A 23,272-nucleotide genomic window follows, 5' to 3' on the forward strand; every position below is an offset into this window, starting at 1 on the left:
TGAATTGTTGTCCAAATACGAATTCCCAGGCGACGACCTGCCTATCATTCAAGGTTCCGCCAAGTTGGCCCTCGAAGGCGACCAAGGTCCATTGGGCGAAGAAGCCATCATGAAACTGGCTGACGCTCTGGATACCTACATCCCAACACCAGAACGTGCTGTTGACGGCGCCTTCCTGTTGCCAGTAGAAGACGTATTCTCCATCTCCGGTCGCGGTACAGTCGTTACTGGCCGTATCGAACGCGGTATCGTCAAAGTAGGCGAAGAGATCGAAATCGTTGGTATCAAAGACACAGTCAAAACAACCTGCACAGGCGTTGAAATGTTCCGCAAACTGCTCGACCAAGGTCAGGCAGGCGACAACGTCGGCGTATTGCTGCGTGGTACCAAACGTGAAGATATCCAGCGTGGTCAAGTGTTGGCAAAACCAGGCTCCATCAAGCCTCACGCCCACTTCACAGGCGAGATCTATGTATTGTCCAAAGATGAAGGTGGTCGTCATACCCCATTCTTCAACAACTACCGTCCACAGTTCTACTTCCGTACAACGGACGTTACTGGTTCGATCGAGTTGCCGAAAGACAAAGAAATGGTCATGCCAGGTGATAACGTCTCTATCACAGTCAAACTGATCAACCCGATCGCGATGGAAGAAGGCTTGCGCTTCGCTATCCGTGAAGGCGGTCGTACTGTCGGTGCTGGTGTTGTAGCTAAAATCATCGAGTAATATCTGCCGTAATTTGTAGTATACTAGTTGGCTGTCGTATTAAATTTAATGCGGCAGCCAGTGTAGTTTTCGCTCTTTATTCAATATGCCACCGGTTCTGCCGTCAGTGGCTCGCTCTTTACAGGAATGAACATGTCCACACAAAATCAAAAAATCCGTATCCGTCTGAAGGCTTTCGATTACAAACTGATCGATCAGTCCGCTCTGGAAATCGTTGAAACAGCCAAGCGCACTGGCGCTGTTGTTAAAGGCCCGGTCCCTCTGCCTACACGTATCCAGCGTTTCGACGTACTGCGTTCCCCACACGTGAACAAAACTTCCCGTGATCAATTCGAAATCCGTACGCACCAGCGTTTGATGGACATCGTCGACCCAACTGACAAAACAGTTGATGCATTGATGAAGCTCGATCTGCCAGCTGGCGTTGACGTAGAAATCAAATTGCAATAATCCCAATTGATCGGGAAATACGAATGCAAATTTGTATTTCCAGATAAATACTGAAAATTCGACATACCACAATTTTTCGAAAATTCAAATAAATAGTCTTGTAAATAAAAAATTCGCAGGCTATAATCGAAGGCTTAGATGTAGGTCAGCTATTGCTGGCCTATTCGTTTAAGTTTTTTAAACATCAGCCTCACCCAATCGTAGGTGAGAATGGAGAAAACAATGAGCTTGGGCCTAGTTGGTCGCAAGGTTGGTATGATGCGCATCTTCACAGATGACGGGGATTCAATTCCGGTTACTGTTTTGGATGTGTCCAACAACCGCGTGACGCAAGTCAAAACTCCTGAAACAGACGGTTACTCCGCTGTTCAGGTAACTTTCGGTCAGCGCCGTGCATCCCGCGTAACAAAAGCGGCTGCCGGTCACCTCGCAAAAGCAGGTGTTGAAGCTGGTACTGTATTAAAAGAATTCCGTATTGATGCTGCTAAAGCTGCTGAAATGAAAGCAGGCGATGTCGTGCCTGTTGGCATGTTCGAAGCTGGTCAAAAAGTGGATGTGCAAGGCGTTTCTATTGGTAAAGGCTATGCCGGCACCATCAAGCGTCACCATTTCGCTTCCGGTCGCGCTTCCCACGGTAACTCCCGTTCGCATAATGTACCTGGTTCTATCGGTATGGCGCAGGATCCAGGTCGTGTATTCCCTGGTAAGCGCATGACTGGTCATCTGGGTGACGTTACTCGCACTGTGCAAAATCTGGAAATCGCTCGCGTTGATGCTGAGCGTCAGTTGTTGCTGGTGAAGGGTGCTGTACCGGGTGCAAAAAATGGTCAGGTAGTTGTATCTCCTGCTGTTAAAGTTAAAGCAAAGAAGGGAGCCTAATCCATGGAACTGAAGCTCCTAAACGAACAAGGTCAAGCAGCGTCGAACGTAGCCGCTCCTGATACTATCTTTGGTCGTGATTACAATGAAGCCTTGATTCATCAAGTCGTCGTTGCATTCCAAGCCAATGCTCGTAGCGGTAATCGCAAACAAAAAGATCGTGAAGAAGTCCATCACACAACCAAGAAGCCTTGGCGTCAAAAAGGTACTGGTCGTGCACGTGCTGGTATGTCTTCTTCTCCATTGTGGCGTGGCGGTGGTCGTATATTCCCGAATTCGCCTGATGAGAATTTCTCTCACAAAGTTAACAAGAAGATGTATCGCGCAGGTATCTGCTCGATCCTGTCTCAGTTGGCGCGTGAAGGTCGTTTGAATGTGGTCGACAATGTCGCTGTTGATGCACCTAAGACAAAATTGTTGTCCGAAAAGCTGAAGGCAATGGGTTGCCTGGATTCCGTCCTGATCATTACTGACGAATTCAATGAAAACCTGATGTTGGCAGCGCGTAACCTGGCAAACGTTTTGGTTGTTGAGCCACGTTATGCAGATCCAGTTTCTTTGGTGTTCTACAAGAAAGTGTTGATCACCAAGCCAGCACTGGCAAAGATTGAGGAGATGCTGGCATGAGCGCACCAGTCAAACATAGCGAAGAACGCCTGATGAAGGTGTTGCTGGCTCCTGTGATTTCTGAAAAAGCAACCATGGTTGCTGAAAAGAATGAGCAAGTGGTTTTCCTGGTTATGCCAGATGCAACCAAGCCAGAAATCAAAGCTGCCGTCGAATTGCTGTTTAAAGTACAAGTTGAATCCGTACAAGTGGCAAATCGTCAAGGTAAACAAAAACGTACCGGTAAATTTAATGGCCGCCGCAATCATACAAAACGCGCTTTTGTATGCTTGAAGCCAGGTCAGGAAATTAACTTTACTGAGGGGGCATAAGCATGGCACTCGTTAAGATGAAGCCAACCTCACCAGGTCGTCGTGGTATGGTGAAAGTAGTGACAGAAGGCCTGTACAAAGGTCGTCCGTTCGCTGCTTTGTTGGAAAAGAAATCCAAGACTGCTGGCCGTAATAATAACGGTCACATCACTACCCGTCATATCGGTGGTGGCCACAAGCAGCATTATCGTCTGGTTGACTTCAAACGCAACAAAGATGGTATCCCTGCAAAAGTAGAACGTATTGAATACGATCCTAACCGTACAGCACACATTGCTTTGTTGTGCTACGCGGATGGTGAACGTGCATACATCATTGCGCCTAAAGGTATGGTCGCCGGTGATCAGGTGATGAACGGTTCGCAAGCGCCGATCAAATCTGGTAACTGTTTGCCTATCCGTAACATCCCGGTCGGTACAACTATGCATTGCGTAGAAATGCTGCCAGGCAAAGGTGCTCAGATTGCACGTACAGCTGGTGCTGGCGTTGTGCTGATGGCGCGCGAAGGTACTTACGCTCAGGTTCGTCTGCGCTCCGGTGAAGTTCGCCGCATTCATATCGAATGCCGTGCGACAGTCGGTGAAGTAGGCAACGGCGAGCATAATCTGCGCAAAATCGGTAAAGCTGGTGCAATGCGTTGGCGTGGTGTTCGTCCTACCGTTCGCGGTGTGGTCATGAACCCGGTCGATCACCCGCACGGTGGTGGTGAAGGTAAAACTGCAGCCGGCCGTCACCCAGTATCACCATGGGGTCAGCAAACCAAGGGTAAGAAGACACGTCGCAACAAGCGCACTACTTCGATGATCGTCTCACGCCGTGGCAAGAAATAAGGGATAAAACATGACACGTTCATTGAAAAAAGGGCCGTTTTGCGACGCCCACCTGGTGAAGAAAGTCGAAACCGCGCAAGCGACTAAAGACAAAAAGCCAATCAAGACTTGGTCCCGTCGTTCGACAATTATGCCGGACTTCATCGGTTTGACCATTGCGGTTCATAACGGTAAGCAACACGTACCAGTTTATGTTTCCGAAAACATGGTTGGTCACAAGCTCGGCGAATTCGCGCTGACCCGTACGTTCAAGGGTCACGCTGCCGATAAAAAGGCTAAGAGATAAGGACCGATGATGGAAACTAAAGCAAATTTGCGCGGTGTGCGTCTGTCTGAGCAAAAAGGTCGCCTGGTGGCTGACCTGATTCGCGGTAAAAAAGTAGATCAGGCATTGAATATCCTGGCATTCAGCCCTAAAAAAGGTGCTGCGATCATCAAGAAAGTGTTGGAGTCTGCAATTGCAAACGCCGAACACAATGATGGCGCGGATATCGATGAGCTGAAAGTAAAGACTATCTATGTCGAAAAAGGTGCGATTTTGAAGCGTTTTACAGCACGCGCAAAAGGTCGTGGTGATCGTATCTCTAAACAATCCTGTCACATTTATGTGACTGTCGGTAACTAAGGAGTCACGATGGGACAGAAGATACATCCAACCGGTTTTCGCTTGGCAGTAACACGTAACTGGTCTTCTCGCTGGTATGCTGGCAATGGTAACTTTGCCAGCATGCTGATCGAAGATCTGAAGGTACGTGAATACCTGAAGAAGAAACTGAAAAACGCGTCTGTAGGCCGCATCGTTATCGAGCGCCCTGCCAAAAACGCACGCATTACTATTTATAGCTCCCGTCCAGGCGTTGTAATCGGTAAAAAAGGCGAAGACATTGAAGTATTGAAAGCTGAGTTGTCGAAATTGATGGGCGTGCCAGTGCACGTCAACATCGAAGAAATTCGCAAACCAGAAATCGATGCGCAATTGATCGCTGATTCTATCGCTCAACAGCTGGAAAAACGCATCATGTTCCGCCGCGCCATGAAACGTGCGATGCAGAATGCAATGCGCCTGGGTGCACAAGGTATCAAGATCATGTCTGGTGGTCGTTTGAACGGTATCGAAATTGCACGTAAAGAATGGTATCGCGAAGGCCGTGTGCCTCTGCATACTCTGCGTGCTGACATCGACTACGGCTTTGGCGAAGCATCCACAACTTACGGCATCATTGGCGTAAAAGTATGGGTCTACAAAGGCGATCGTTTGGCAAATGGCGATGCGCCTGTTATCGAATCGACACCGGAAGACGACAAAAAACGTCGTGGTCCACGTCGTGATGATGGCAAGCCAAATAGCCGTCCACGCGCCAAGCGTCCTGAAGGACAAACACCGACGACCGGCGCAGCAGCCCCGGCAGCCAAGCGCGTACGCGCAAAAGCTGACGCTGCAGCCCCGGCTGAGAAAGCAGGAGAATAATCATGCTGCAACCAGCACGCAGAAAATATCGCAAGGAACAGAAAGGCCGTAACAAGGGTATCTCGCATACTCGTGGTACAGCAGTTTCCTTCGGTGAGTTTGGCTTGAAAGCGGTTGGCCGTGGTCGTATCACAGCGCGTCAGATTGAAGCTGCGCGTCGTGCAATGACACGTCACATTAAACGCGGTGGTCGTATCTGGATCCGCATTTTCCCGGACAAGCCAATTTCCCAGAAGCCAGCGGAAGTCCGTATGGGTAATGGTAAAGGTAATCCTGAGTACTACGTTGCCGAGATTCAACCAGGCAAAATGTTGTACGAAATGGATGGTGTCGATGAGACGCTGGCACGCGAAGCGTTCCGCTTGGCTGCAGCTAAATTGCCGCTGTTGACTACGTTCGTCGTCCGTCAAGTCGGCCAATAATAGGAGTTGTAAATGAAAGTATCTGAACTCCAAGGTAAGGATCAGGCGGCTTTGACCAAAGAACTGAATGAATTGCTGAAGGCACAATTCAGCCTGCGTATGCAAATCGCTACGCAACAGCTGACTAACACTTCGCAGTTGAAAAAAGTTCGTCGTGACATCGCACGTGTAAAAACCGTCATGAACCAGAAGGATGCCAAATAATGAACGATCAAGTTAAAGTCGCACTGAAGCGCACATTGATTGGCAAGGTTGTCTCCGACAAGATGAACAAGACCGTAACAGTGGTCGTTGAACGTCACGTCAAGCATCCTTTGTATGGCAAGATCATCGTCCGTAGTGCAAAGTACCACGCGCACGATGAGGCAAACCAGGCAAAGGCCGGCGACACCGTTGAAATTCAAGAAGGTCGTCCTATCTCCAAGACTAAAGCTTGGACAGTGACACGTGTGGTTCAAGTCGCACAAGTAGTATAAATTTATTGCACAAATCGTTTTTTGGTGTAATAATAATGGGCTGTCATTTGCAAAGTAAGCGAGTGGCAGCCTAAATGTCTTTCGCAACGCCCTCCTGTTGTGAAAGTGGTTAAAAAATCGTCCACCTAATCAGTTGGCTCGTGCATTGTAGGTTATGTAGGGGTTAGCTGGCAGGACCAAGACTGACTACAAATTTGCATAGTGCAAGTTGTGTGGATTAAGTTGGGAAAGAGAACATTATGATTCAAACAGAAAGCCGGCTGGAAGTGGCTGACAATACTGGTGCGCGCGAAGTTTTGTGCATTAAAGTGTTGGGCGGTTCCAAGCGTCGTTATGCGGGTATTGGTGACGTAATCAAAGTCACTGTTAAGTCTGCTGCTCCGCGCGGTCGTGTAAAAAAAGGTGAAATTTACAACGCCGTTGTCGTGAGGACAGCTAAGGGTGTTCGTCGTCAAGATGGCTCGTTGGTCAAATTTGATGGCAATGCTGCGGTATTGTTGAATGCAAAACTTGAGCCTATCGGTACTCGTATTTTCGGCCCAGTAACACGCGAACTGCGTACTGAGCGCTTTATGAAAATCGTGTCCCTGGCTCCTGAAGTGCTGTAAGGGGTTGTGATGAACAAAATTCGTAAAAACGACGAAGTCATCGTCTTGACGGGTAAAGACAAAGGTAAGCGCGGTCAGGTGCAAACATGCATCGATAGCGATTACGTTGTTGTTGCTGGTGTTAATGTGGCCAAGAAGGCAGTTAAACCAAACCCAATGACTGGCGCAGTTGGTGGCATCGTGGATAAAGTGATGCCGATTCATGTGTCGAATGTTGCATTGTTTAATGCAGCGTCTGGCAAAGCAGACCGTGTAGGCTTCAAGGTAGTGGATGGCAAGAAAGTCCGTATCTACAAGTCGACTGGCGAAGTTGTGAAGGCATAACATCATGGCCCGTCTACAAGCTATATATAAAGATAAAATCGTTGGTGAATTGACTCAAAAGTACGCTTACAAGTCAATCATGGAAGTCCCACGTATCTTGAAAATCACCCTGAATATGGGTTTGTCTGAAGCAATCGCTGACAAAAAGATTATCGAGCATGCGGTTGGTGATCTCACCAAGATCGCTGGTCAAAAACCAGTAGTGACCAAAGCTCGCAAAGCGATCGCTGGTTTTAAAATCCGTGAAGGTTATCCAATTGGTTGTATGGTAACTTTGCGTGGCGCTCAGATGTATGAATTCCTGGATCGTTTCATCACTGTGGCTCTGCCACGTGTACGTGACTTCCGTGGCGTTTCTGGTCGTGCGTTTGATGGTCGTGGTAACTACAATATCGGTGTCAAGGAACAGATCATTTTCCCTGAAATCGAATACGACAAGATCGACGCGTTGCGTGGTATGAATATCAGTATCACTACGACAGCAAAGACCGACGACGAAGCGAAATCGCTCCTCGCCGCATTTAAATTTCCGTTCAGAAACTGAGGTCGCCATGGCAAAATTGGCACTGATTAATCGTGAGCAAAAGCGTGCAGACCTGGTGAAGAAATTCGCTGGTAAGCGCGCCGAATTGAAGGCCATCATTGATGACCAATCAAAGACAGAAGAAGAGCAGTACGCTGCTCGTCTGAAGTTGCAGGCTTTGCCACGTAATTCCAATCCGACCCGTCAGCGTAACCGCTGCGCTTTGACAGGTCGCCCACGTGGCACATTCCGTAAGTTTGGTTTGGGCCGTATTAAACTCCGTGAAGTCGCCATGCGTGGTGAAATCCCGGGTATGACTAAAGCCAGCTGGTAATAGGAGAATAAGCAATGAGTATGAGCGATCCTATCGCCGATATGCTGACCCGCATCCGTAACGCACAAGTTGTTCAAAAAACTGTCGTCGCGATGCCGTCTTCCAAAGTAAAGATCGCAATTGCGAACGTACTTAAAGACGAAGGTTACATTGAAGATTTCGCAGTTTCTGAAACTGCAGGTAAGTCCGAATTGAAAATCGGCTTGAAATATTACGCAGGACGTCCTGTTATTGAACGCTTGGAACGTGTATCACGTCCAGGTCTCCGTATTTACAAAGGTAAAGACGAGATCCCAAGTGTCATGAACGGTTTGGGAGTGGCGATCGTTTCCACACCAAAAGGCGTTATGACTGACCGCAAAGCGCGCGCAACCGGTGTCGGTGGCGAAGTGATTTGCTACGTCGCCTAAGGAGTGAAAGATGTCTCGAGTAGGTAAGATGCCAATCGCTTTGCCGGCAGGTGCTGAAGTCACCATTTCGACAGAGCAGATTACAATTAAAGGCCCACAGGGCGTGCTGTCCCAAGCATTGAATGGCTTGGTAACAGTTGCGAACGACAATGGTACTTTAAGTTTTTCCCCAGCTAATGATGGTCGTGAAGCCAATGCGATGAGCGGTACCTTGCGTGCCCTGGTCAACAATATGGTTAACGGCGTCACTAAAGGTTTCGAAAAGAAACTGAGCTTGGTCGGCGTTGGTTATAAAGCGCAAGCTCAAGGCGACAAATTGAATTTGTCTCTTGGTTTCTCGCACCCTGTTGTTCACGCAATGCCAGCTGGCGTTACATGTGCAACACCAACACCAACTGAAATCCTGATCAAAGGGATTGATAAGCAAAAAGTTGGTCAGGTTGCTGCTGAAGTTCGTGCATACCGCAGTCCAGAGCCTTATAAAGGCAAAGGCGTCCGCTATGTGGACGAAGTGGTTGTGATTAAAGAAACCAAGAAGAAGTAATAGGGGTTGACGATGGACAAGAAACAATCACGTCTGCGCCGCGCACGTCAAACCCGTGCCAAGATCGCAGAACTCAAAGTGAACCGCCTGGCCGTGCACCGCACAAACCTGCACATCTATGCAAACATCATTGGCCCAGACGCCAGAGTGTTGGCATCGGCTTCTACCGTAGAGGCAGAAGTACGTGCAGAGTTGGCTGGCAAGTCTGGTGCGGGTGGCAATGCTGCTGCAGCGAGCTTGGTCGGCAAACGTGTTGCGGAGAAGGCAATCAAAGCAGGGGTTACCGAAGTTGCGTTTGACCGCTCCGGTTTCCGTTACCACGGTCGCGTCAAGGCGCTTGCAGAAGCAGCCCGTGAAGCTGGCTTGAAGTTCTAAGGAAAATTTGTCATGGCAAAAATGCAAGCAAAAACAGCAGCCGACAAGCCGGATGATGGCATGCGCGAAAAAATGATCGCGATCAACCGCGTAACCAAAGTGGTTAAGGGTGGTCGTATCATGGGTTTCGCAGCGCTGACAGTCGTTGGTGACGGCGATGGCCGTATCGGTATGGGCAAGGGAAAATCGAAAGAAGTTCCGGTAGCCGTACAAAAAGCGATGGAAGAAGCACGTCGCAAGATGATTAAAGTGACTTTGAAGAACGGTACTTTGCAACACACCGTTACTGGCAAGCACGGCGCATCTTCCGTCATGATTTCTCCGGCAAAAGAAGGTACTGGCGTTATCGCTGGTGGTCCAATGCGCGCGATTTTTGAAGTAATGGGTATTGTGAACGTCGTGGCGAAATCCAACGGTTCCACTAACCCTTACAACATGGTTCGTGCAACTTTGAATGGTTTGGCCAAGATGAGTACTCCATCTGAAATCGCTGCAAAGCGTGGCAAAACTGTTGAAGAAATTCTCGGTTAAGGAGCACCTCATGTCTAAGACAGTAAAAGTGCAATTGGTTAAAGGTTTGATCGGCACACGCCAGGATCACCGTGCAACTGTACGTGGCCTGGGCCTGCGTCGCGTCAATTCAGTTTCTGAATTGGAAGACACACCAGCAGTACGTGGCATGATCAATAAAGTCTCGTATCTTGTGAAGGTTGTATCGTAAGCCGTTTGGTTTTCGATCGGAGCAAATTATGGAATTGAATACAATCCAGCCAGCTGATGGCGCAAAACACTACAAACGTCGTGTTGGTCGCGGTATCGGCTCAGGCTTAGGTAAAACAGCGGGCCGTGGCCATAAAGGTCAAAAGTCCCGTTCCGGCGGCTTTCATAAAGTCGGTTTTGAAGGCGGTCAGATGCCTCTGCAACGTCGTTTGCCAAAACGTGGTTTTAAATCACTGGCAACACCGTATAAAGCAGAAGTTCGCCTGACAGACCTGGAAAACCTGCCAGTGACAGACATCGACGTTTTGGCTTTGAAACAAGCCGGCGTAGTTTCTGAATTGGCACGTGTAGTCCGCGTCATTTTGTCTGGTGCAATTACCAAAAAAGTTTCTTTGAACGGTTTGATCGTCACTAAAGGCGCTAAAGCTGCAATCGAAGCTGCTGGTGGCACAATCGCTTAATTCAAAGCAGACAACCGGAGCATTAATTGGCAACATCTCCACAACAAAATAAAAGTGCCGCAAGCGGGTTTCCCTGGGGGCGACTCTGGTTCCTGCTGGCGGCACTGGTTGTCTACAGGATAGGTGCACATGTTCCTGTACCTGGCATTGATGCAAATGTGCTAGCTGAAATGTTTAAACAAAACCAGGGCGGTATTCTGGGTATGTTTAATATGTTTTCAGGCGGTGCGCTGCAGCGCTTTGCAATTTTTGCGCTCGGTATCACCCCGTATATTTCGGCTTCGATCATCATGCAGTTGATGTCGATCGTCTCTCCTCAACTGGAAGCCCTCAAAAAAGAAGGCGAATCCGGTCGTAGAAAGATTACGCAATATACGCGTTATGGCACCTTGTTGCTGGCAACTGTGCAAGCCTACTTTATTGCATTTGGTCTGGAAGGTCAGGCTAATCTGGTGATAGATCCGGGTCTCGCTTTCCGTTTTACGACGGTAGTGTCCCTGGTGACAGGTACGATGTTCCTGATGTGGCTCGGTGAGCAAATCACTGAACGCGGTCTGGGAAATGGTATCTCCATCATCATTTTCTCTGGTATTGCGGCAGGTTTGCCTGGTGGTTTGAGTAATCTGTTTGAATTGGTACGTAGCGGTCAGATAGGTAATTTCTCGGCATTGGTGATCTGTGTCCTGGTTCCGGCAGTAACGTTTGCAGTGGTGTATGTCGAGCGTGGTCAACGCAAGATTCTGGTGAATTACGCCAAGCGTCAAGTGGGTAATAAAGTGTATGGCGGGCAAAGCAGTCATTTGCCGCTGAAGTTGAATATGGCTGGTGTAATTCCTCCCATTTTTGCTTCTTCCATTATCTTGTTCCCGGCGACGATCACCAGCTGGTTTACCAAGGGTGCTGAGTCTTCAACGAGTGGTGTAGTTACCTTCCTGAAAGATTTGGCTGCGTCGATGGCGCCTGGTGAACCGATACACGCTTTGTTGTATGCAGTAGCGATCATATTCTTCTGCTTTTTCTATACCGCTTTGGTATTCAATAGCAAAGAAACCGCTGATAACTTGAAGAAAAGTGGTGCGTTTGTTCCGGGGATTCGTCCTGGTGACCAGACCGCTCGCTACATCGACAAGATTTTGATGCGCTTGACGCTGGCTGGTGCGATTTATATTACGCTGGTTTGTCTGTTGCCAGAATTTTTGGTTGCGAAGTGGAAAGTGCCATTCTATTTCGGCGGAACGTCTCTGCTGATTATCGTGGTGGTTACCATGGACTTTATGGCGCAGGTACAGAACTATGTGATGTCCCAGCAATATGATTCGCTTCTTCGTAAAGCAAATTTCAAGGGCGGGATTCCTTCACGGTAATCGCCCAGGGGACAGCAGATCGAATGGCAAAAGACGACGTTATACAGATGCAGGGCGAGATTCTGGAGAATCTTCCGAATGCAACATTTCGAGTTAAGTTGGAAAACGGGCATGTTGTACTTGGCCATATTTCCGGGAAGATGCGAATGAACTATATTCGTATTCTTCCAGGTGATAAGGTGACAGTGGAATTGACGCCTTATGATTTGAGCCGGGCGCGAATAGTGTTCCGTACCAAGTAAATTTAAAATGAACTAGAAGGAAAGAGGGCAAAAATGAAAGTTCTCGCATCAGTTAAGCGGATCTGCCGCAACTGCAAAATCATCAAGCGCAAGGGTGTTGTTCGTGTTATATGCACAGAACCACGCCATAAGCAGCGCCAAGGTTAATTAACGTTATTGAACGAGGAATAACGAATGGCACGTATCGCAGGGGTTAATATCCCAAATCATCAGCATACCGTAATCGGCTTGACAGCTATCTATGGTATTGGCCGTCCACGCGCACAGAAAATCTGTGACGCAACAGGTGTTTTGACCAATAAAAAGGTTAAAGATCTGGATGACAACGAACTCGAGAAGCTTCGCGACGAAATCGGTAAATTTATCGTCGAAGGCGACTTGCGTCGTGAACTGTCCATGAACATCAAACGCTTGATGGACTTGGGTTGCTACCGTGGTCTCCGTCATCGTAAAGGCTTGCCTTGCCGTGGCCAACGTACACGCACTAATGCGCGTACTCGTAAGGGTCCACGTAAAGCAGCGCAATCTTTGAAGAAATAATCCAGGCTAGCCCGGATCCAAGGAAAACATTATGGCAAAAGCTCAAAATAACGCTGCAGCAGCACGTGCGCGTAAGAAAGTTAAAAAGAACGTTGCAGAAGGTATTGCTCACGTTCACGCTTCTTTCAACAACACCATCATCACGATCACTGATCGTCAAGGCAATGCGTTGTCTTGGGCAACTGCCGGTGGTGCTGGTTTTAAAGGCTCACGTAAGTCTACTCCGTTTGCAGCGCAGGTTGCAGCAGAGGCAGCTGGTAAAGTGGCTGTTGAATGCGGTATCAAAAATCTGGAAGTTCGTATCAAAGGCCCAGGCCCAGGTCGCGAATCTTCAGTACGCGCCTTGAACAATCTGGGGATCAAGATCTCCCTGATTCAAGACGTTACTCCAGTGCCACATAACGGCTGCCGCCCTCCAAAGCGTCGTCGTATCTAAGCTGGAATACTAAGCGGGATTTATTCTCTGCTGGCGTTCTGACGGAATCTCCGTTAGAATGCAGACCCGCCATTTCGTTGGCGGGTTTTGTGTTGTGAAAATTTTAGAATTCACAAAGACACCGTCTTTGTTGTTAAGACCACCGTCTGATTGCAGGCAGATCAGACTAGCGTAGTGTAGAAAACATTACGTCATTTACAAGGAAAATATCGTGGCACGTTATATCGGACCAAAAGCAAAACTTTCCCGCCGCGAAGGCACGGATCTGTTCTTGAAGAGCGCACGTCGCTCCCTCGACTCCAAATGCAAACTGGACGCAAAACCAGGTCAACATGGTCGCACTTCCGGTGCTCGTACCTCTGACTACGGCAATCAATTGCGCGAAAAGCAAAAAGTTAAACGTATGTACGGCGTTTTGGAACGTCAGTTCCGCCGTTACTTCGCTGAAGCTGACCGTCAAAAAGGCAACACAGGCGAAACCCTGTTGAAATTGCTGGAATCCCGTCTGGACAACGTTGCTTACCGTATGGGCTTCGGCTCCACACGCGCTGAAGCACGTCAGTTGGTCAGCCACAAGGCATTCACAGTCAACGGTATCGTTGTCAACATCGCTTCTTACCAGGTTAAATCTGGTGACGTTATCGCTGTTCGTGAAAAAGCCAAGAAACAAGTTCGTATCGCTGAAGCGCTGTCCCTGGCAGAACAATCCGGCATGCCTTCCTGGGTAGCTGTTGATGCGAAGAAACTGGAAGGTACTTTCAAGTCCATGCCAGATCGTAGCGACATCGCTCACGATGTCAACGAATCCCTGATCGTTGAATTGTATTCTCGTTAATATTCAAGTTTCACCGCCTGCCTGTTTAGCGACAGGCAGGCTTTTTTCTTTAATGCCGTCAGCCTTATCGGTGTAACGAACCGAGGGTATTGAAAAGGACATTTCATGCAAAACAATCTGTTGAAGCCACGTATCATTGATGTGGAAATGCTGGGTGCCGGTCACGCTAAAGTCGTGATGGAACCGTTTGAACGTGGTTATGGCCATACACTGGGCAATGCGCTGCGTCGCGTGCTGTTGTCCACTATGGTTGGTTATGCACCGACTGAAGTAGTTATCGCTGGTGTGGTTCACGAATATTCTTCCCTCGATGGCGTGCAAGAAGACGTCGTTGACATCCTGTTGAACTTGAAAGGCGTCGTTTTCAAGTTGCATAACCGTGATGAAGTTACACTGACATTAAAAAAAGATGGCGAAGGCGCTGTATTGGCTTCCGACATCGATCTGCCGCATGACGTAGAACTGATCAACCCGGATCACGTGATCGCCAATCTGACAGCCGGCGGTAAGCTGGACATGCAGATCAAGGTAGAAAAAGGCCGTGGCTATGTGCCAGGTAACGTTCGCCGTCTGTCTGAAGATGCGAACAAAACCATCGGTCGTATGATACTGGATGCGTCTTTCTCTCCAGTACGTCGTGTTTCTTACGCAGTGGAATCTGCCCGCGTTGAACAACGTACCGATCTGGATAAACTGGTTATCAATATTGAAACCAACGGCGTCATCTCTCCCGAAGAAGCAATCCGTCAATCCGCTCGCGTGCTGGTTGATCAATTGAATGTCTTCGCTGCCCTGGAAGGTACTGAAGCTGCTGCTGAAGCCCCATCCCGTGCACCTGCAGTTGATCCTGTCCTGTTGCGTCCAGTCGATGATCTGGAACTGACAGTACGTTCAGCCAACTGCCTGAAAGCAGAAAACATTTACTACATTGGCGATCTGATCCAGCGTAGCGAAAATGAACTGTTGAAGACACCAAATCTGGGTCGCAAGTCCTTGAACGAAATCAAGGAAGTTCTGGCTTCCCGTGGTTTGTCTTTGGGCATGAAACTGGAAAACTGGCCACCAGCTGGCCTGGAAAAGTAATTTTGTCATAACGAGTGGGCTGAGACAGCCTGCTCGTTTTTTAACCGTAGTAAAAATAATTACCGGCCCGCGATAAGTTTGCTTATCGATAGAAGAGCTGGCATTTAAATCTGAAAGGAAATACCATGCGTCATCGTCACGGCTTACGTAAGCTGAATCGTACTTCTTCCCACCGTCTGGCAATGCTGCGCAACATGACAGTATCCCTGTTGCGTCACGAAGCCATCAAAACAACTTTGCCAAAAGCCAAAGAACTGCGCCGCGTTATCGAGCCGATTCTGACTTTGGGTAAAACAGACACACTGGCTAACAAGCGTCTGGCTTTCTCCCGTTTGCGCGACCGCGAAATGGTAGTCAAGCTGTTTGCTGAATTGGGCCCACGTTATGCAAATCGTAACGGCGGCTACCTGCGCATCCTGAAAATGGGTTTCCGCGTCGGCGACAATGCTCCTATGGCATACGTTGAACTGCTGGACCGTCCAGAAGGCGTCGATGCAGCTGATGCACCAGTTGCTGAGTAATCTCCAGTATTAGTCTCAAGTAATTAGTCGCAAGTAATGCACCGGTGGCAGCAATGCCCCAGTCTTGAAAAGCCGTTCAGTTTATACTGAACGGCTTTTTGCTTTTTGCCGTGTAATGCAAAGCACGTTGCGTCGACCAATAGCTGTCCACGGGATGAATGTGAACCAGTCCCAGGAAAAGGCTGGACCTGCAACTGTTATCAGAATGAAATTGGAGAGCCAACATGGATGCACAAAGCCTGATACTGGTATTCACCAATGTGCCTGACCACGAAACCGGCAAGCGCATGGCCAGCCAGATCGTCACGCAGAAATTGGCTGCCTGTGTGAACATTTCCTCTGATATATTGTCCATCTACAACTGGGATGGCCAGCAACAGGCAGAAACCGAAGTCCAGTTAATGATCAAGACGACACAAGCCCGTTATGCACAGCTGGAAGAATTAATAAAGAACGAGCACCCTTACGAATTACCTGAAATCATTGCCATCCCCCTGGTGGCCGGGCTGCCAGCCTATCTGGGGTGGGTAAGAAAAGAAACTGAAACGCCATGAACTCATTCCCGCTACAGCGATCTGCTGCCCCTTTTGTCGTGTTTGCCCAACTGCTACGCCTGAGTGCACTGGTTTTTGCGCTGCTGCTGACACCGTTCAGTATGGCCGAGGATTTCCTCGATCCGGAAGAGGCCTTCAAGGTGTCTGCCAAAATGGTGGAACCAGGCGTCGCTGAAGTCACGTTTACGATTGCGGATGGTTACTACCTGTATCGAGAACGTTTCAAATTCAGTTCAGATGACGCCAAGCTGGGCGAGGTTCAACTGCCTAAAGGCAAAGTCAAGTTTGATGAAACCTTCCAGAAAGACGTAGAAACCTACAGAAAGTCCGTGGTGGTCCGTGTGCCTGTACAGGCCACTGCGGATTTCACGCTTAAAGTGGGGCGTCAGGGTTGTGCTGATGCCGGTCTGTGTTACCCGCCAATGGAAACGCCGATTAAATTGCAGATCGCCACTACGGCAGCTGGATCTTCATCTGCCAGTGCAGCACCAGCAACTAGTACCGAAATAGTTGCAAATAAAGTGGTAACAGAGTCTTCCGATGATGAAAGCTCAGGCATCAGCAAGGCGCTCAAAGGTGGGAAGTTGCTGGTCATTTTGCCACTCGCCTTTATTCTCGGTCTTGGTCTGTCGTTGACGCCATGCGTCTTGCCTATGGTACCCATTCTTTCATTTATCATTGTCGGTGAAGGTACCAGCGTTACACGTAGCCGGGGGTTTTTGCTGTCGTTCGCTTATGTGCTAGGTACCACTGTTTTATACACGGGATTCGGTATTGCCGCTGCCCTGGCTGGTGAGAGCCTGGCAGCGCAACTGCAAAATGCCTGGGTACTGGGAACATTCTCACTGGTCTTGGTTGGTTTTGCTTTATCCATGTTCGATGTCTATCAGTTGCAAATGCCGGCAGCTTTGCAGACCAGGCTGACAAAAGTTTCTGAAGGTCAGACCCGTAATAATAGAGTCGGCAAATTGTTTGGTGTGTTTTTAATGGGCATCATCTCAGCATTGATTGTTGGCCCTTGTGTCACCGCCCCATTGCTCGGCGCTTTGGTCTATATAAGCCAGACACGTGACGTGCTGGTAGGTGGTGCAGCCATGTTCGTCATGGCAATCGGCATGGGTACCCCGCTGCTGTTATTGGGATTGTCGGCTGGAAGTTTGTTGCCGCGCGTAGGCGTCTGGATGGAAAGCATTAAGCACTTCATTGGTGTCCTGATGATAGCCCTGGCTTTATGGATGGTCAGTCCGGTTATCCCGGTCTGGACGCAAATGCTCGGTTGGGCCATCTTGCTGATAGTCTATGCCGTTTATCAATTATTTTTCCAGCGCAGCGGTATGCTGCTCAAAGCCGTATCGATCATTTTTATCCTGCTGGGGGCTGTGCAATTGATCGGTGTTACCACTGGTGGCCGTGATGTATTTTCCCCGCTTGCGCACCTCTACGGCGGTCAGACACATGGCGTAACTTTCACGCGTGTGCGCAATGTTGCCGAGCTGGATGCGGCACTGGCACAATCCAAAGGCAAAACCGCCATGCTGGATTTTTATGCTGACTGGTGTGTGTCCTGCAAGGAAATGGAAAAGCTGACTTTCACCGATCCCAAAGTCAAAGCCCGACTCGACACCATGCTCTTGCTGCAAGTGGATGTGACTGCCAATAATGCAGATGACAAAGCCCTGCTGAAACGCTTCAATCTGTTCGGGCCACCAGGCATTATTTTCTTTGATGGACAAGGCGCAGAGGTCCAGGGGAAACGTGTTATTGGTTACCAGGATGCAGAGAAATTTATTACTTCACTGCAACGCGTTGAAGGCAAATAAGCGGGCTGCCGTGCATATTCAGGGATAGGTATAAGCATTCAACAAAACTATCCTTGAATCGCGATGATACAGAGACTATATTCAAACTCTGGTTTCTTTTTGGAGAAAAATATGACTTTGCGTTTAGGTGACATCGCCCCTGATTTCGAGCAAGAATCCTCGATCGGGACATTGAAATTTCATGAGTGGGCAGGCAATTCCTGGGTTGTCCTGTTTTCACATCCGGCTGATTTCACACCAGTCTGCACCACCGAATTGGGCCTGACAGCAAAACTGAAACCTGAATTCGATAAACGCAATGTCAAAGCGATTGCCTTGTCTGTGGATAATGCCGAATCCCATGTGAAATGGATCAAGGACATCGAGGATACGCAAAACACCGTGGTCGGTTTCCCCATCGTTGCTGATGCCGACAAGAAAGTTGCTGCGCTGTATGACATGATCCACCCGAATCAGTCCGAGACGGTCACTGTGCGCTCGCTGTTCATCATTGATCCGAATAAAAAAATCCGCCTGATCATTACCTATCCTTTGACCACCGGCCGCAATTTTGACGAAGTCTTGCGCGTGATCGATGCACTGCAACTGACAGACGGTTATAGCGTCGCCACACCGGGCAACTGGCGTGACGGTGATGATGTCATCATTCCTTTGTCGATCAAGGATGAAGACGTCATCAAGCAAAAATATCCTAAGGGTTACACTGCACCACGCCCTTATCTGCGTATCACACCGCAGCCAAATAAATAAGCCAACCTAGCTATATCAGCGTAGTTGCGGATAAACAAAAAGCCACGAGATCTTTCGTGGCTTTTTCACTTTTACAAAACAGATGCGAATTAACGCGATGGCACTATCATTTCGGCATAGTCATATAAAGCACCCAGAATCTCTTCCGCAGCTTCATCCGCTGTTTCTGACAAAGTATCTATCTGGTTGAAATACATTTCCACCGTTCTGGCATTGCCTGCGCCATCCAGCAGGCGTGTAGCGCGGTGTTCTTCCCAGGCTTCTTGTTCTTCCGTGCTCAGGCTGTCGTAAAAATTACGGGCGCGGTAGCGGAACAGTAATTCAGTCAGGCGCGGGTCTTGAAATGAAGTGCTGGCTTTTGCCAGTTGTGCCGGTTTCATGCGCCGCAATTCATTCAGCAGGCGACGGTCACCACTGCCTACGAAACCCCCGTACAAGTCTTCGTCGACGTCGGCTGCAGCGGCTTCAGGCCGTGCATACACCTGTTCCCATATAGCAGCGATAGCAGGGCCTAGCGCAGCAGCTTTTTCTGCATGCTGCAGCATCAGGGGCATGTCGATATGCCATTTTGCGGCCATGCTTGCCGACAGGGTCTTCAGATTGCCGATGACAGTAGGTGACTTGTTGATATGTATGCTTTTGACCGGCAACCGTTGCACACCTTCGGGCAGGGCATCGGTCTTGCTGAACAGGCGCAACTGTATGGTGGCGACATCCAGCTCTGCCAGTTCGGACGGATCATAGGCCAGGTCCCAGGCGATGACTTCATTCTTGTTTTTCGGGTGCATGGCCAGTGGCCACATCACCGCCAGGCAACCACGGTCGGTCGGGAACATGCCCGACACGTGCAGGAAGGGCTTGTCCAGCAAGGGCATGCCGATTTCTGCCGCGGCCTTGTCTTTCTTATGCAGTGCAAAACAGAAGTCGAATAATTTGGGCTGGCGTTCGCGTATCAGGCGTGCCATGGCGATGGTTGCCCGCACGTCCGACAAGGCATCATGCGCAGATTCATGCGCAATGCCATTGGCGGCAGTCAACAGCTCAAGCCGGAAGCTGGGCTTGCCCTCATCATTCAGTGGCCAGTTGATGCCTTCCGGACGTAGCGCATAGCAGGTACGCACCATGTCCATGATATCCCAGCGCCCGCAATTGTTTTGCCATTCACGCGCATACGGATCTATCAGGTTACGCCAGAACATGAAGCGGGTAATTTCATCATCAAAACGGATGGTGTTGTAACCCACGCCTATGGTGCCGGTCTGGCTGAGCGCTTGCTCTATTCTGGCTGCAAATTCGTGTTCGGGCAGGCCACGTTCCAGGCAGGTCTGTGGTGTGATATGGGTAATCAGGCAAGACTGTGGGTCGGGTAAAAAATCATTCGCAGGCCGACAATACATCATGACAGGTTCGCCGATTTCATTCAGCTCTGCATCGGTGCGTATGGCAGCAAACTGGGCCGGGCGGTCACGGCGCGCAACAGCGCCAAATGTCTCATAGTCGTGCCAGAGGAAAGTATGTTCTTGCATGCTGTTTTATTTCTATATGTAGTTTCGTATTCAGTAAGCTGAAGCAGGGGCGCCGGTCTGCAATGTTCTTCGTCAAGCTATTCACGCCGCCGGCTGGCCTGGTCTTCCAGGTAGCGCTGGCTGCGGAAATAAATCAGCAACAGCACCACGATGACGGCCATGGCACCCATGGTGATCCAGAAGCCGGATGCATGTTTCAGCAGCGGCATGACTTCAAAGTTCATGCCAAAGATGCCGGTGATCAGGGTCAGGGGCATGAACAGGGCAGTGATCACGGTCAGGGTGCGCATGATTTCGCTGGTACGGTGGGCCATGGCCGCAAAGTGAATCTGTACGGCGGATTCCAGTGAGGCTTCCAGGCGGCGCGCATGATTGAGAACGCGGCTGATATGTTCCATGACATCATTGATGCGTACCAGTAGCAAATCCTTGGCGCGGCTGTTGCCATCATGGTTGTCGACGATATGATCGCGCAATTCCTGCATGGCATCGTGTTGTTCTTCACACAGATTGTCCAGCTTGCGCAATTCCACACGCGAATCCAGCAAGGCCATCCAGTTATTGAAAGGGCGGCGCGGGTCCAGCAAGGCATGCTGCCAGCGATCCAGTTGCTGGGTCAGTGGGTGGCGTAGTTCCAGGTATTGGTCGACCATGGCATTCAACAAGCGCAGCATTAATTCTTCCGGCGATGACGGCAGCCGGCCACCATGGGTGGTCGTGCTTTCTCCCTTGAACTTGTAGTCAAGCAGACGCTGCCTGGCCAGTTCCACGGTGCGGCTTTGGGTGGGCCTGACGGTTACCAGGACATTTTCCATCAGCAGAAAGGCCACCGGTGTTGTCGCCAGTTTGTTGAGTGCCGCAGGCATCTTGCGCTTGCTGCCGTTTTTTACTTCTGCCGGTTCTTCAGTCAGCGTCAGCTTGCGAAACACCACCATTTCGTAATCCTGCGTTGCATCGAAGTAGGATGGATGGCTCTGGTTTCTGACGTCTTTCAAATGCAGATCATAAATCTGTGTGCCGCTGATTTGTTCAACCAGATTGCGCCATTCTTCGGGATTGGCACAGACTTCGTCATGTGTTGCATCCAGCCACAAAAAACCACCAGTTTTCAGCAGTTGTGCATAGTCTTCAGGATTCAACAGTGTTTGGGTTTCGTTAATGTGAAAGATGTCCATGCGAATTCTTAGGTAAAAAAATGAAGCCCAATGCGCCGAGAGAAATAATGCAGGCAGCCGCGAGCAGCGCTTGCTCGGTCACTGACAGCGCATAAGAGTAAAACCAGTTGGCGCTCAGCATACTCATGAGAAAAATCGCGATCAGTCGCAGGCTTTCCGGTATCAGGTAAAAACGGCCTTTTTCAATCAGGCCACCCAGGCACCATAAGCTGAATATCAACCAGGCGGCGTAGACGCTGGCATTCAGGGCTGACATGGATTTGAAGGCCAGCAAGAAATAGGTCGCCGCCTGCAGCAGGGCAATAAATTGCAGCAGACAATAGCCGAGCGCTGCGTTGCTGACAAGTGGATCGAACAGGGGACGCGCAAGATCAAATGGTTTTGCCGGGGGCAGGGCACGCAAATCGGCAGGTCGCCAGCCTGGCGGTCGCAACCAGATCAGAAATTTATCTGCCCAATGACGGGTGTGCCAGGCATCCTGCAGGACGGCCTTATACACTTCCAGATTGGCCCACAAAGGATTCCAGCTGCGCAAGGGGCTGCGTGTGCCATACACGACAGGCTCGCTATCCTGTTCTTCGATAAAGCTGCCAAACAGACGGTCCCAGATGATCAGGATGCCACCGTAATTTTTGTCCAGATAGATGTCATTCACTGCGTGATGAACACGGTGATTTGATGGCGACACAAAGACCCTGTCAAACCAGCCCAGCTTGTTGATCTGTTCGGTATGCACCCAGAACTGATACAGTAAATCAATCAGGGCAATCACGACAAATACCTGCACTGGAAAACCGATAATCGCCAGAGGTAGATAAAACACCCAGCCGAACAACGGGCCGGTACTGGTTTGCCGCAATGCCGTGGTCAGGTTATAGGCTTCACTTTGGTGATGCACGACATGGGCGGCCCACAGCAGATTGGTTTCATGTCCCATCCTGTGCAGCCAGTAATATAAAAAATCATACAGCAGCAAACCGCTTATCCAGACCCAGACGCTGCCCGGGTCCAACTGCAGCAGCGCGAAATTACTGAATACCCAGGCATAGGCACCGACCGAAAACAGTTTCAAAAATACGCCGGTGATCTGGCTCATGACGCCCAGGCTGAGGCTGCTGATGGCATCATTGATGCGGTACAGATGCTTTTGCCGTTTTCGTGCAACCAGAAATTCGATGGCAATCAGCAAGAAAAAAACCGGACTGGCAAAAGTGATGATTTTTTCATGCATGATCCCGGCCTTAATCCTGATGTTGAGGGTGAGATGATTGAACCGAGCATGCAATCAGCCATAGCGCCAGGTAGTAACTGCCAAGGATCAGCAAGGGAGAATGCGGGATAGGTGTGTAGAATTTGTTATACGCCAGTATGGTATCTGATAACATGAAGCAGATGCCACCGCTCATTGCCATACGGCTATCGACAGTGCGCAGGCTGATGCCGCGACTGATAGCCTGCGCGCACATGGCCAGCAACAGGCAGACATAAGCAAGCACGGGTATGCGCATGGCAGGTGGCAAGCCTGGCCACAACACAAACAGATGGGCCGCGCCGAGTGCTGCCAGTGCAAAGAAGACCAGCGGTTTGGCAAAGAATCTGGCATCGCTGCAGAGTGCGCGTAAAAAACACAGATGGGCAAACAAAAAACTCAGCAGACCAAGCAAAAATCCCTGGGCCAGCACGCTGACAGGCAGCATCAGGAATATATCACCCAGCAGCGAAAACAGGATGCCGGCCAGGATCGCCTTGTGATAGCGCGCATTGATGGCCGGTTGCGCCCGCAGGGCAAGAAAAAAGATGCTGAGCGTGGTCAGCGGTTTGAATACATAGTGCAGGAATTGCGCGCCATCTATGGTACTACTGAATTCCGCACCCGCAATCGCGAGCACGGCAAACAGTACGATCAAGACAGAGCGCAGGCTGGAAGACATGGCAGC

General features: G+C 49.6%; 37 protein-coding genes. 33 read left to right on the top strand and 4 right to left on the bottom strand.

The genetic code is table 11. The annotated features are described in order from the left end of the window. The 33 genes from ACO0K9_RS23815 to ACO0K9_RS23975 all read left to right on the top strand — a co-directional run. Positions 1 to 727 (top strand): EF-Tu/IF-2/RF-3 family GTPase (locus tag ACO0K9_RS23815; protein WP_422987774.1); only part of this gene is annotated, 727 nt, incomplete at its 5' end. Between the two features lie 132 nt (positions 728 to 859). Continuing rightward, positions 860 to 1,177, top strand: a complete 318-nt coding sequence (gene rpsJ, locus ACO0K9_RS23820) for a 30S ribosomal protein S10 (RefSeq protein WP_110255911.1) — start codon at positions 860 to 862, stop codon at positions 1,175 to 1,177. Between the two features lie 222 nt (positions 1,178 to 1,399). After that, a complete protein-coding gene (gene rplC / locus ACO0K9_RS23825; RefSeq protein ID WP_422989130.1) occupies positions 1,400 to 2,056 on the top strand; it encodes a 50S ribosomal protein L3 in 657 nt (218 codons plus the stop codon). A 3-nt stretch (positions 2,057 to 2,059) separates the two neighbouring features. Continuing rightward, a complete protein-coding gene (rplD, locus tag ACO0K9_RS23830; RefSeq protein WP_186950515.1) occupies positions 2,060 to 2,683 on the top strand; it encodes a 50S ribosomal protein L4 in 624 nt (207 codons plus the stop codon). Next, the gene (gene rplW / locus ACO0K9_RS23835) at positions 2,680 to 2,994 is read left to right on the top strand and encodes a 50S ribosomal protein L23 (protein WP_422989131.1); all 315 of its coding nucleotides are present in this window, start codon (positions 2,680 to 2,682) and stop codon (positions 2,992 to 2,994) included. Before rplD ends, rplW begins: the two co-directional genes overlap by 4 nt. A 2-nt stretch (positions 2,995 to 2,996) precedes the next feature. Beyond that, positions 2,997 to 3,824 (top strand): 50S ribosomal protein L2, encoded by an 828-nt coding sequence (gene rplB / locus ACO0K9_RS23840; protein ID WP_422989133.1) that lies wholly within the window; start codon positions 2,997 to 2,999, stop codon positions 3,822 to 3,824. Between the two features lie 10 nt (positions 3,825 to 3,834). After that, a complete protein-coding gene (rpsS, locus tag ACO0K9_RS23845) occupies positions 3,835 to 4,110 on the top strand; it encodes a 30S ribosomal protein S19 (protein WP_110255916.1) in 276 nt (91 codons plus the stop codon). Between the two features lie 6 nt (positions 4,111 to 4,116). After that, positions 4,117 to 4,449: a 50S ribosomal protein L22 gene (gene rplV, locus ACO0K9_RS23850; protein WP_174244915.1), complete on the top strand. Its 333-nt coding sequence runs from the start codon at positions 4,117 to 4,119 to the stop codon at positions 4,447 to 4,449. Between the two features lie 9 nt (positions 4,450 to 4,458). Beyond that, positions 4,459 to 5,292, top strand: coding sequence for a 30S ribosomal protein S3 (gene rpsC, locus ACO0K9_RS23855; protein ID WP_422948928.1), 834 nt, complete (start codon positions 4,459 to 4,461; stop codon positions 5,290 to 5,292). Positions 5,293 to 5,294: 2 nt separating this feature from the next. Beyond that, the gene (rplP, locus tag ACO0K9_RS23860) at positions 5,295 to 5,714 is read left to right on the top strand and encodes a 50S ribosomal protein L16 (RefSeq protein ID WP_110255918.1); all 420 of its coding nucleotides are present in this window, start codon (positions 5,295 to 5,297) and stop codon (positions 5,712 to 5,714) included. A 12-nt stretch (positions 5,715 to 5,726) separates the two neighbouring features. After that, a complete protein-coding gene (rpmC, locus tag ACO0K9_RS23865) occupies positions 5,727 to 5,918 on the top strand; it encodes a 50S ribosomal protein L29 (RefSeq protein ID WP_110255919.1) in 192 nt (63 codons plus the stop codon). Beyond that, positions 5,918 to 6,190, top strand: coding sequence for a 30S ribosomal protein S17 (gene rpsQ, locus ACO0K9_RS23870; protein WP_422989136.1), 273 nt, complete (start codon positions 5,918 to 5,920; stop codon positions 6,188 to 6,190). The genes rpmC and rpsQ overlap by 1 nt, the downstream gene beginning before the upstream one ends. Before the next feature lie 239 nt (positions 6,191 to 6,429). Then, positions 6,430 to 6,798 carry a 50S ribosomal protein L14 gene (gene rplN / locus ACO0K9_RS23875; protein WP_006464924.1) on the top strand — a complete coding sequence of 123 codons (369 nt, stop codon included), beginning with the start codon at positions 6,430 to 6,432 and terminating at the stop codon, positions 6,796 to 6,798. Positions 6,799 to 6,807: 9 nt separating this feature from the next. Continuing rightward, positions 6,808 to 7,122: a 50S ribosomal protein L24 gene (gene rplX, locus ACO0K9_RS23880; protein ID WP_186950507.1), complete on the top strand. Its 315-nt coding sequence runs from the start codon at positions 6,808 to 6,810 to the stop codon at positions 7,120 to 7,122. A 4-nt stretch (positions 7,123 to 7,126) separates the two neighbouring features. Further along, on the top strand, positions 7,127 to 7,666 hold the full coding sequence (gene rplE / locus ACO0K9_RS23885) for a 50S ribosomal protein L5 (protein WP_422989138.1): 540 nt from the start codon (positions 7,127 to 7,129) through the stop codon (positions 7,664 to 7,666). A 7-nt stretch (positions 7,667 to 7,673) separates the two neighbouring features. Next, positions 7,674 to 7,979: a 30S ribosomal protein S14 gene (gene rpsN, locus ACO0K9_RS23890; RefSeq protein ID WP_110255923.1), complete on the top strand. Its 306-nt coding sequence runs from the start codon at positions 7,674 to 7,676 to the stop codon at positions 7,977 to 7,979. A 14-nt stretch (positions 7,980 to 7,993) separates the two neighbouring features. Continuing rightward, the gene (gene rpsH, locus ACO0K9_RS23895) at positions 7,994 to 8,389 is read left to right on the top strand and encodes a 30S ribosomal protein S8 (protein ID WP_162039557.1); all 396 of its coding nucleotides are present in this window, start codon (positions 7,994 to 7,996) and stop codon (positions 8,387 to 8,389) included. Between the two features lie 10 nt (positions 8,390 to 8,399). After that, the gene (gene rplF, locus ACO0K9_RS23900; protein WP_422989139.1) at positions 8,400 to 8,933 is read left to right on the top strand and encodes a 50S ribosomal protein L6; all 534 of its coding nucleotides are present in this window, start codon (positions 8,400 to 8,402) and stop codon (positions 8,931 to 8,933) included. Positions 8,934 to 8,945: 12 nt separating this feature from the next. Then, positions 8,946 to 9,308 (top strand): 50S ribosomal protein L18, encoded by a 363-nt coding sequence (gene rplR, locus ACO0K9_RS23905; RefSeq protein WP_422989141.1) that lies wholly within the window; start codon positions 8,946 to 8,948, stop codon positions 9,306 to 9,308. 12 nt (positions 9,309 to 9,320) lie between these two features. Continuing rightward, the gene (gene rpsE, locus ACO0K9_RS23910) at positions 9,321 to 9,839 is read left to right on the top strand and encodes a 30S ribosomal protein S5 (protein ID WP_110255927.1); all 519 of its coding nucleotides are present in this window, start codon (positions 9,321 to 9,323) and stop codon (positions 9,837 to 9,839) included. A gap of 10 nt (positions 9,840 to 9,849) precedes the next feature. Then, complete coding sequence (gene rpmD, locus ACO0K9_RS23915; RefSeq protein ID WP_162039560.1) at positions 9,850 to 10,029, top strand: 50S ribosomal protein L30; 180 nt, start codon at positions 9,850 to 9,852, stop codon at positions 10,027 to 10,029. 28 nt (positions 10,030 to 10,057) lie between these two features. Further along, the gene (gene rplO / locus ACO0K9_RS23920) at positions 10,058 to 10,489 is read left to right on the top strand and encodes a 50S ribosomal protein L15 (protein ID WP_186950503.1); all 432 of its coding nucleotides are present in this window, start codon (positions 10,058 to 10,060) and stop codon (positions 10,487 to 10,489) included. A 26-nt stretch (positions 10,490 to 10,515) separates the two neighbouring features. Beyond that, positions 10,516 to 11,853, top strand: a complete 1,338-nt coding sequence (secY, locus tag ACO0K9_RS23925) for a preprotein translocase subunit SecY (protein ID WP_422989143.1) — start codon at positions 10,516 to 10,518, stop codon at positions 11,851 to 11,853. Between the two features lie 23 nt (positions 11,854 to 11,876). Then, positions 11,877 to 12,095 (top strand): translation initiation factor IF-1, encoded by a 219-nt coding sequence (gene infA / locus ACO0K9_RS23930; RefSeq protein ID WP_005663428.1) that lies wholly within the window; start codon positions 11,877 to 11,879, stop codon positions 12,093 to 12,095. A gap of 33 nt (positions 12,096 to 12,128) precedes the next feature. Then, a complete protein-coding gene (gene rpmJ / locus ACO0K9_RS23935; RefSeq protein ID WP_014004415.1) occupies positions 12,129 to 12,242 on the top strand; it encodes a 50S ribosomal protein L36 in 114 nt (37 codons plus the stop codon). Positions 12,243 to 12,269: 27 nt separating this feature from the next. After that, positions 12,270 to 12,635: a 30S ribosomal protein S13 gene (gene rpsM / locus ACO0K9_RS23940; protein WP_186950499.1), complete on the top strand. Its 366-nt coding sequence runs from the start codon at positions 12,270 to 12,272 to the stop codon at positions 12,633 to 12,635. Positions 12,636 to 12,666: 31 nt separating this feature from the next. Continuing rightward, the gene (rpsK, locus tag ACO0K9_RS23945) at positions 12,667 to 13,071 is read left to right on the top strand and encodes a 30S ribosomal protein S11 (RefSeq protein WP_110255932.1); all 405 of its coding nucleotides are present in this window, start codon (positions 12,667 to 12,669) and stop codon (positions 13,069 to 13,071) included. A gap of 211 nt (positions 13,072 to 13,282) precedes the next feature. Next, a complete protein-coding gene (gene rpsD, locus ACO0K9_RS23950) occupies positions 13,283 to 13,906 on the top strand; it encodes a 30S ribosomal protein S4 (protein ID WP_422989145.1) in 624 nt (207 codons plus the stop codon). Between the two features lie 105 nt (positions 13,907 to 14,011). Beyond that, positions 14,012 to 14,989 (top strand): DNA-directed RNA polymerase subunit alpha, encoded by a 978-nt coding sequence (locus ACO0K9_RS23955; protein WP_110255934.1) that lies wholly within the window; start codon positions 14,012 to 14,014, stop codon positions 14,987 to 14,989. Between the two features lie 125 nt (positions 14,990 to 15,114). Beyond that, a complete protein-coding gene (gene rplQ, locus ACO0K9_RS23960) occupies positions 15,115 to 15,510 on the top strand; it encodes a 50S ribosomal protein L17 (protein WP_110255935.1) in 396 nt (131 codons plus the stop codon). A 224-nt stretch (positions 15,511 to 15,734) separates the two neighbouring features. Beyond that, positions 15,735 to 16,064 (top strand): divalent-cation tolerance protein CutA, encoded by a 330-nt coding sequence (cutA, locus tag ACO0K9_RS23965; RefSeq protein ID WP_422989147.1) that lies wholly within the window; start codon positions 15,735 to 15,737, stop codon positions 16,062 to 16,064. Beyond that, entirely contained in the window at positions 16,061 to 17,884 is a 1,824-nt protein-coding gene (gene dsbD, locus ACO0K9_RS23970; RefSeq protein WP_422989149.1) for a protein-disulfide reductase DsbD, read from the top strand. The genes cutA and dsbD overlap by 4 nt, the downstream gene beginning before the upstream one ends. 111 nt (positions 17,885 to 17,995) lie before the next feature. Continuing rightward, positions 17,996 to 18,634 (top strand): peroxiredoxin, encoded by a 639-nt coding sequence (locus tag ACO0K9_RS23975; protein WP_422989151.1) that lies wholly within the window; start codon positions 17,996 to 17,998, stop codon positions 18,632 to 18,634. 89 nt (positions 18,635 to 18,723) lie between these two features. Here the strand turns inward: ACO0K9_RS23975 and sbcB are convergent, their stop codons facing one another. The 4 genes from sbcB to ACO0K9_RS23995 all read right to left on the bottom strand — a co-directional run bounded on the left by sbcB (position 18,724) and on the right by ACO0K9_RS23995 (position 23,266). Next, complete coding sequence (sbcB, locus tag ACO0K9_RS23980) at positions 18,724 to 20,160, bottom strand: exodeoxyribonuclease I (RefSeq protein ID WP_422989153.1); 1,437 nt, start codon at positions 20,158 to 20,160, stop codon at positions 18,724 to 18,726. Positions 20,161 to 20,237: 77 nt separating this feature from the next. Next, the gene (locus ACO0K9_RS23985) at positions 20,238 to 21,335 is read right to left on the bottom strand and encodes a magnesium transporter CorA family protein (RefSeq protein ID WP_422989155.1); all 1,098 of its coding nucleotides are present in this window, start codon (positions 21,333 to 21,335) and stop codon (positions 20,238 to 20,240) included. Beyond that, positions 21,316 to 22,566 carry a sterol desaturase family protein gene (locus ACO0K9_RS23990; RefSeq protein ID WP_422989157.1) on the bottom strand — a complete coding sequence of 417 codons (1,251 nt, stop codon included), beginning with the start codon at positions 22,564 to 22,566 and terminating at the stop codon, positions 21,316 to 21,318. Before ACO0K9_RS23990 ends, ACO0K9_RS23985 begins: the two co-directional genes overlap by 20 nt. Positions 22,567 to 22,576: 10 nt before the next feature. Beyond that, positions 22,577 to 23,266, bottom strand: a complete 690-nt coding sequence (locus tag ACO0K9_RS23995; protein ID WP_422989159.1) for a lysoplasmalogenase — start codon at positions 23,264 to 23,266, stop codon at positions 22,577 to 22,579. Between the last annotated feature and the right edge of the window lie 6 nt (positions 23,267 to 23,272).

The organism is Undibacterium sp. Ji50W, assembly GCF_049340445.1.
Classification (GTDB): domain Bacteria; phylum Pseudomonadota; class Gammaproteobacteria; order Burkholderiales; family Burkholderiaceae_D; genus Undibacterium.

Excerpts from the sequence above, each read along its gene's own strand:
- rpsJ (WP_110255911.1), top strand. The coding sequence starts at position 860 with ATGTCCACACAAAATCAAAAAATCCGTATCCGTCTGAAGGCTTTCGAT.
- rplC (WP_422989130.1), top strand. The coding sequence starts at position 1,400 with ATGAGCTTGGGCCTAGTTGGTCGCAAGGTTGGTATGATGCGCATCTTC.
- rplD (WP_186950515.1), top strand. The coding sequence starts at position 2,060 with ATGGAACTGAAGCTCCTAAACGAACAAGGTCAAGCAGCGTCGAACGTA.
- rplW (WP_422989131.1), top strand. The coding sequence starts at position 2,680 with ATGAGCGCACCAGTCAAACATAGCGAAGAACGCCTGATGAAGGTGTTG.
- rplB (WP_422989133.1), top strand. The coding sequence starts at position 2,997 with ATGGCACTCGTTAAGATGAAGCCAACCTCACCAGGTCGTCGTGGTATG.
- rpsS (WP_110255916.1), top strand. The coding sequence starts at position 3,835 with ATGACACGTTCATTGAAAAAAGGGCCGTTTTGCGACGCCCACCTGGTG.
- rplV (WP_174244915.1), top strand. The coding sequence starts at position 4,117 with ATGATGGAAACTAAAGCAAATTTGCGCGGTGTGCGTCTGTCTGAGCAA.
- rpsC (WP_422948928.1), top strand. The coding sequence starts at position 4,459 with ATGGGACAGAAGATACATCCAACCGGTTTTCGCTTGGCAGTAACACGT.
- rplP (WP_110255918.1), top strand. The coding sequence starts at position 5,295 with ATGCTGCAACCAGCACGCAGAAAATATCGCAAGGAACAGAAAGGCCGT.
- rpmC (WP_110255919.1), top strand. The coding sequence starts at position 5,727 with ATGAAAGTATCTGAACTCCAAGGTAAGGATCAGGCGGCTTTGACCAAA.
- rpsQ (WP_422989136.1), top strand. The coding sequence starts at position 5,918 with ATGAACGATCAAGTTAAAGTCGCACTGAAGCGCACATTGATTGGCAAG.
- rplN (WP_006464924.1), top strand. The coding sequence starts at position 6,430 with ATGATTCAAACAGAAAGCCGGCTGGAAGTGGCTGACAATACTGGTGCG.
- rplX (WP_186950507.1), top strand. The coding sequence starts at position 6,808 with ATGAACAAAATTCGTAAAAACGACGAAGTCATCGTCTTGACGGGTAAA.
- rplE (WP_422989138.1), top strand. The coding sequence starts at position 7,127 with ATGGCCCGTCTACAAGCTATATATAAAGATAAAATCGTTGGTGAATTG.
- rpsN (WP_110255923.1), top strand. The coding sequence starts at position 7,674 with ATGGCAAAATTGGCACTGATTAATCGTGAGCAAAAGCGTGCAGACCTG.
- rpsH (WP_162039557.1), top strand. The coding sequence starts at position 7,994 with ATGAGTATGAGCGATCCTATCGCCGATATGCTGACCCGCATCCGTAAC.
- rplF (WP_422989139.1), top strand. The coding sequence starts at position 8,400 with ATGTCTCGAGTAGGTAAGATGCCAATCGCTTTGCCGGCAGGTGCTGAA.
- rplR (WP_422989141.1), top strand. The coding sequence starts at position 8,946 with ATGGACAAGAAACAATCACGTCTGCGCCGCGCACGTCAAACCCGTGCC.
- rpsE (WP_110255927.1), top strand. The coding sequence starts at position 9,321 with ATGGCAAAAATGCAAGCAAAAACAGCAGCCGACAAGCCGGATGATGGC.
- rpmD (WP_162039560.1), top strand. The coding sequence starts at position 9,850 with ATGTCTAAGACAGTAAAAGTGCAATTGGTTAAAGGTTTGATCGGCACA.
- rplO (WP_186950503.1), top strand. The coding sequence starts at position 10,058 with ATGGAATTGAATACAATCCAGCCAGCTGATGGCGCAAAACACTACAAA.
- infA (WP_005663428.1), top strand. The coding sequence starts at position 11,877 with ATGGCAAAAGACGACGTTATACAGATGCAGGGCGAGATTCTGGAGAAT.
- rpmJ (WP_014004415.1), top strand. The coding sequence starts at position 12,129 with ATGAAAGTTCTCGCATCAGTTAAGCGGATCTGCCGCAACTGCAAAATC.
- rpsM (WP_186950499.1), top strand. The coding sequence starts at position 12,270 with ATGGCACGTATCGCAGGGGTTAATATCCCAAATCATCAGCATACCGTA.
- rpsK (WP_110255932.1), top strand. The coding sequence starts at position 12,667 with ATGGCAAAAGCTCAAAATAACGCTGCAGCAGCACGTGCGCGTAAGAAA.
- ACO0K9_RS23955 (WP_110255934.1), top strand. The coding sequence starts at position 14,012 with ATGCAAAACAATCTGTTGAAGCCACGTATCATTGATGTGGAAATGCTG.
- rplQ (WP_110255935.1), top strand. The coding sequence starts at position 15,115 with ATGCGTCATCGTCACGGCTTACGTAAGCTGAATCGTACTTCTTCCCAC.
- cutA (WP_422989147.1), top strand. The coding sequence starts at position 15,735 with ATGGATGCACAAAGCCTGATACTGGTATTCACCAATGTGCCTGACCAC.
- dsbD (WP_422989149.1), top strand. The coding sequence starts at position 16,061 with ATGAACTCATTCCCGCTACAGCGATCTGCTGCCCCTTTTGTCGTGTTT.
- ACO0K9_RS23975 (WP_422989151.1), top strand. The coding sequence starts at position 17,996 with ATGACTTTGCGTTTAGGTGACATCGCCCCTGATTTCGAGCAAGAATCC.
- sbcB (WP_422989153.1), bottom strand. The coding sequence starts at position 20,160 with ATGCAAGAACATACTTTCCTCTGGCACGACTATGAGACATTTGGCGCT.
- ACO0K9_RS23985 (WP_422989155.1), bottom strand. The coding sequence starts at position 21,335 with ATGGACATCTTTCACATTAACGAAACCCAAACACTGTTGAATCCTGAA.
- ACO0K9_RS23990 (WP_422989157.1), bottom strand. The coding sequence starts at position 22,566 with ATGCATGAAAAAATCATCACTTTTGCCAGTCCGGTTTTTTTCTTGCTG.
- ACO0K9_RS23995 (WP_422989159.1), bottom strand. The coding sequence starts at position 23,266 with ATGTCTTCCAGCCTGCGCTCTGTCTTGATCGTACTGTTTGCCGTGCTC.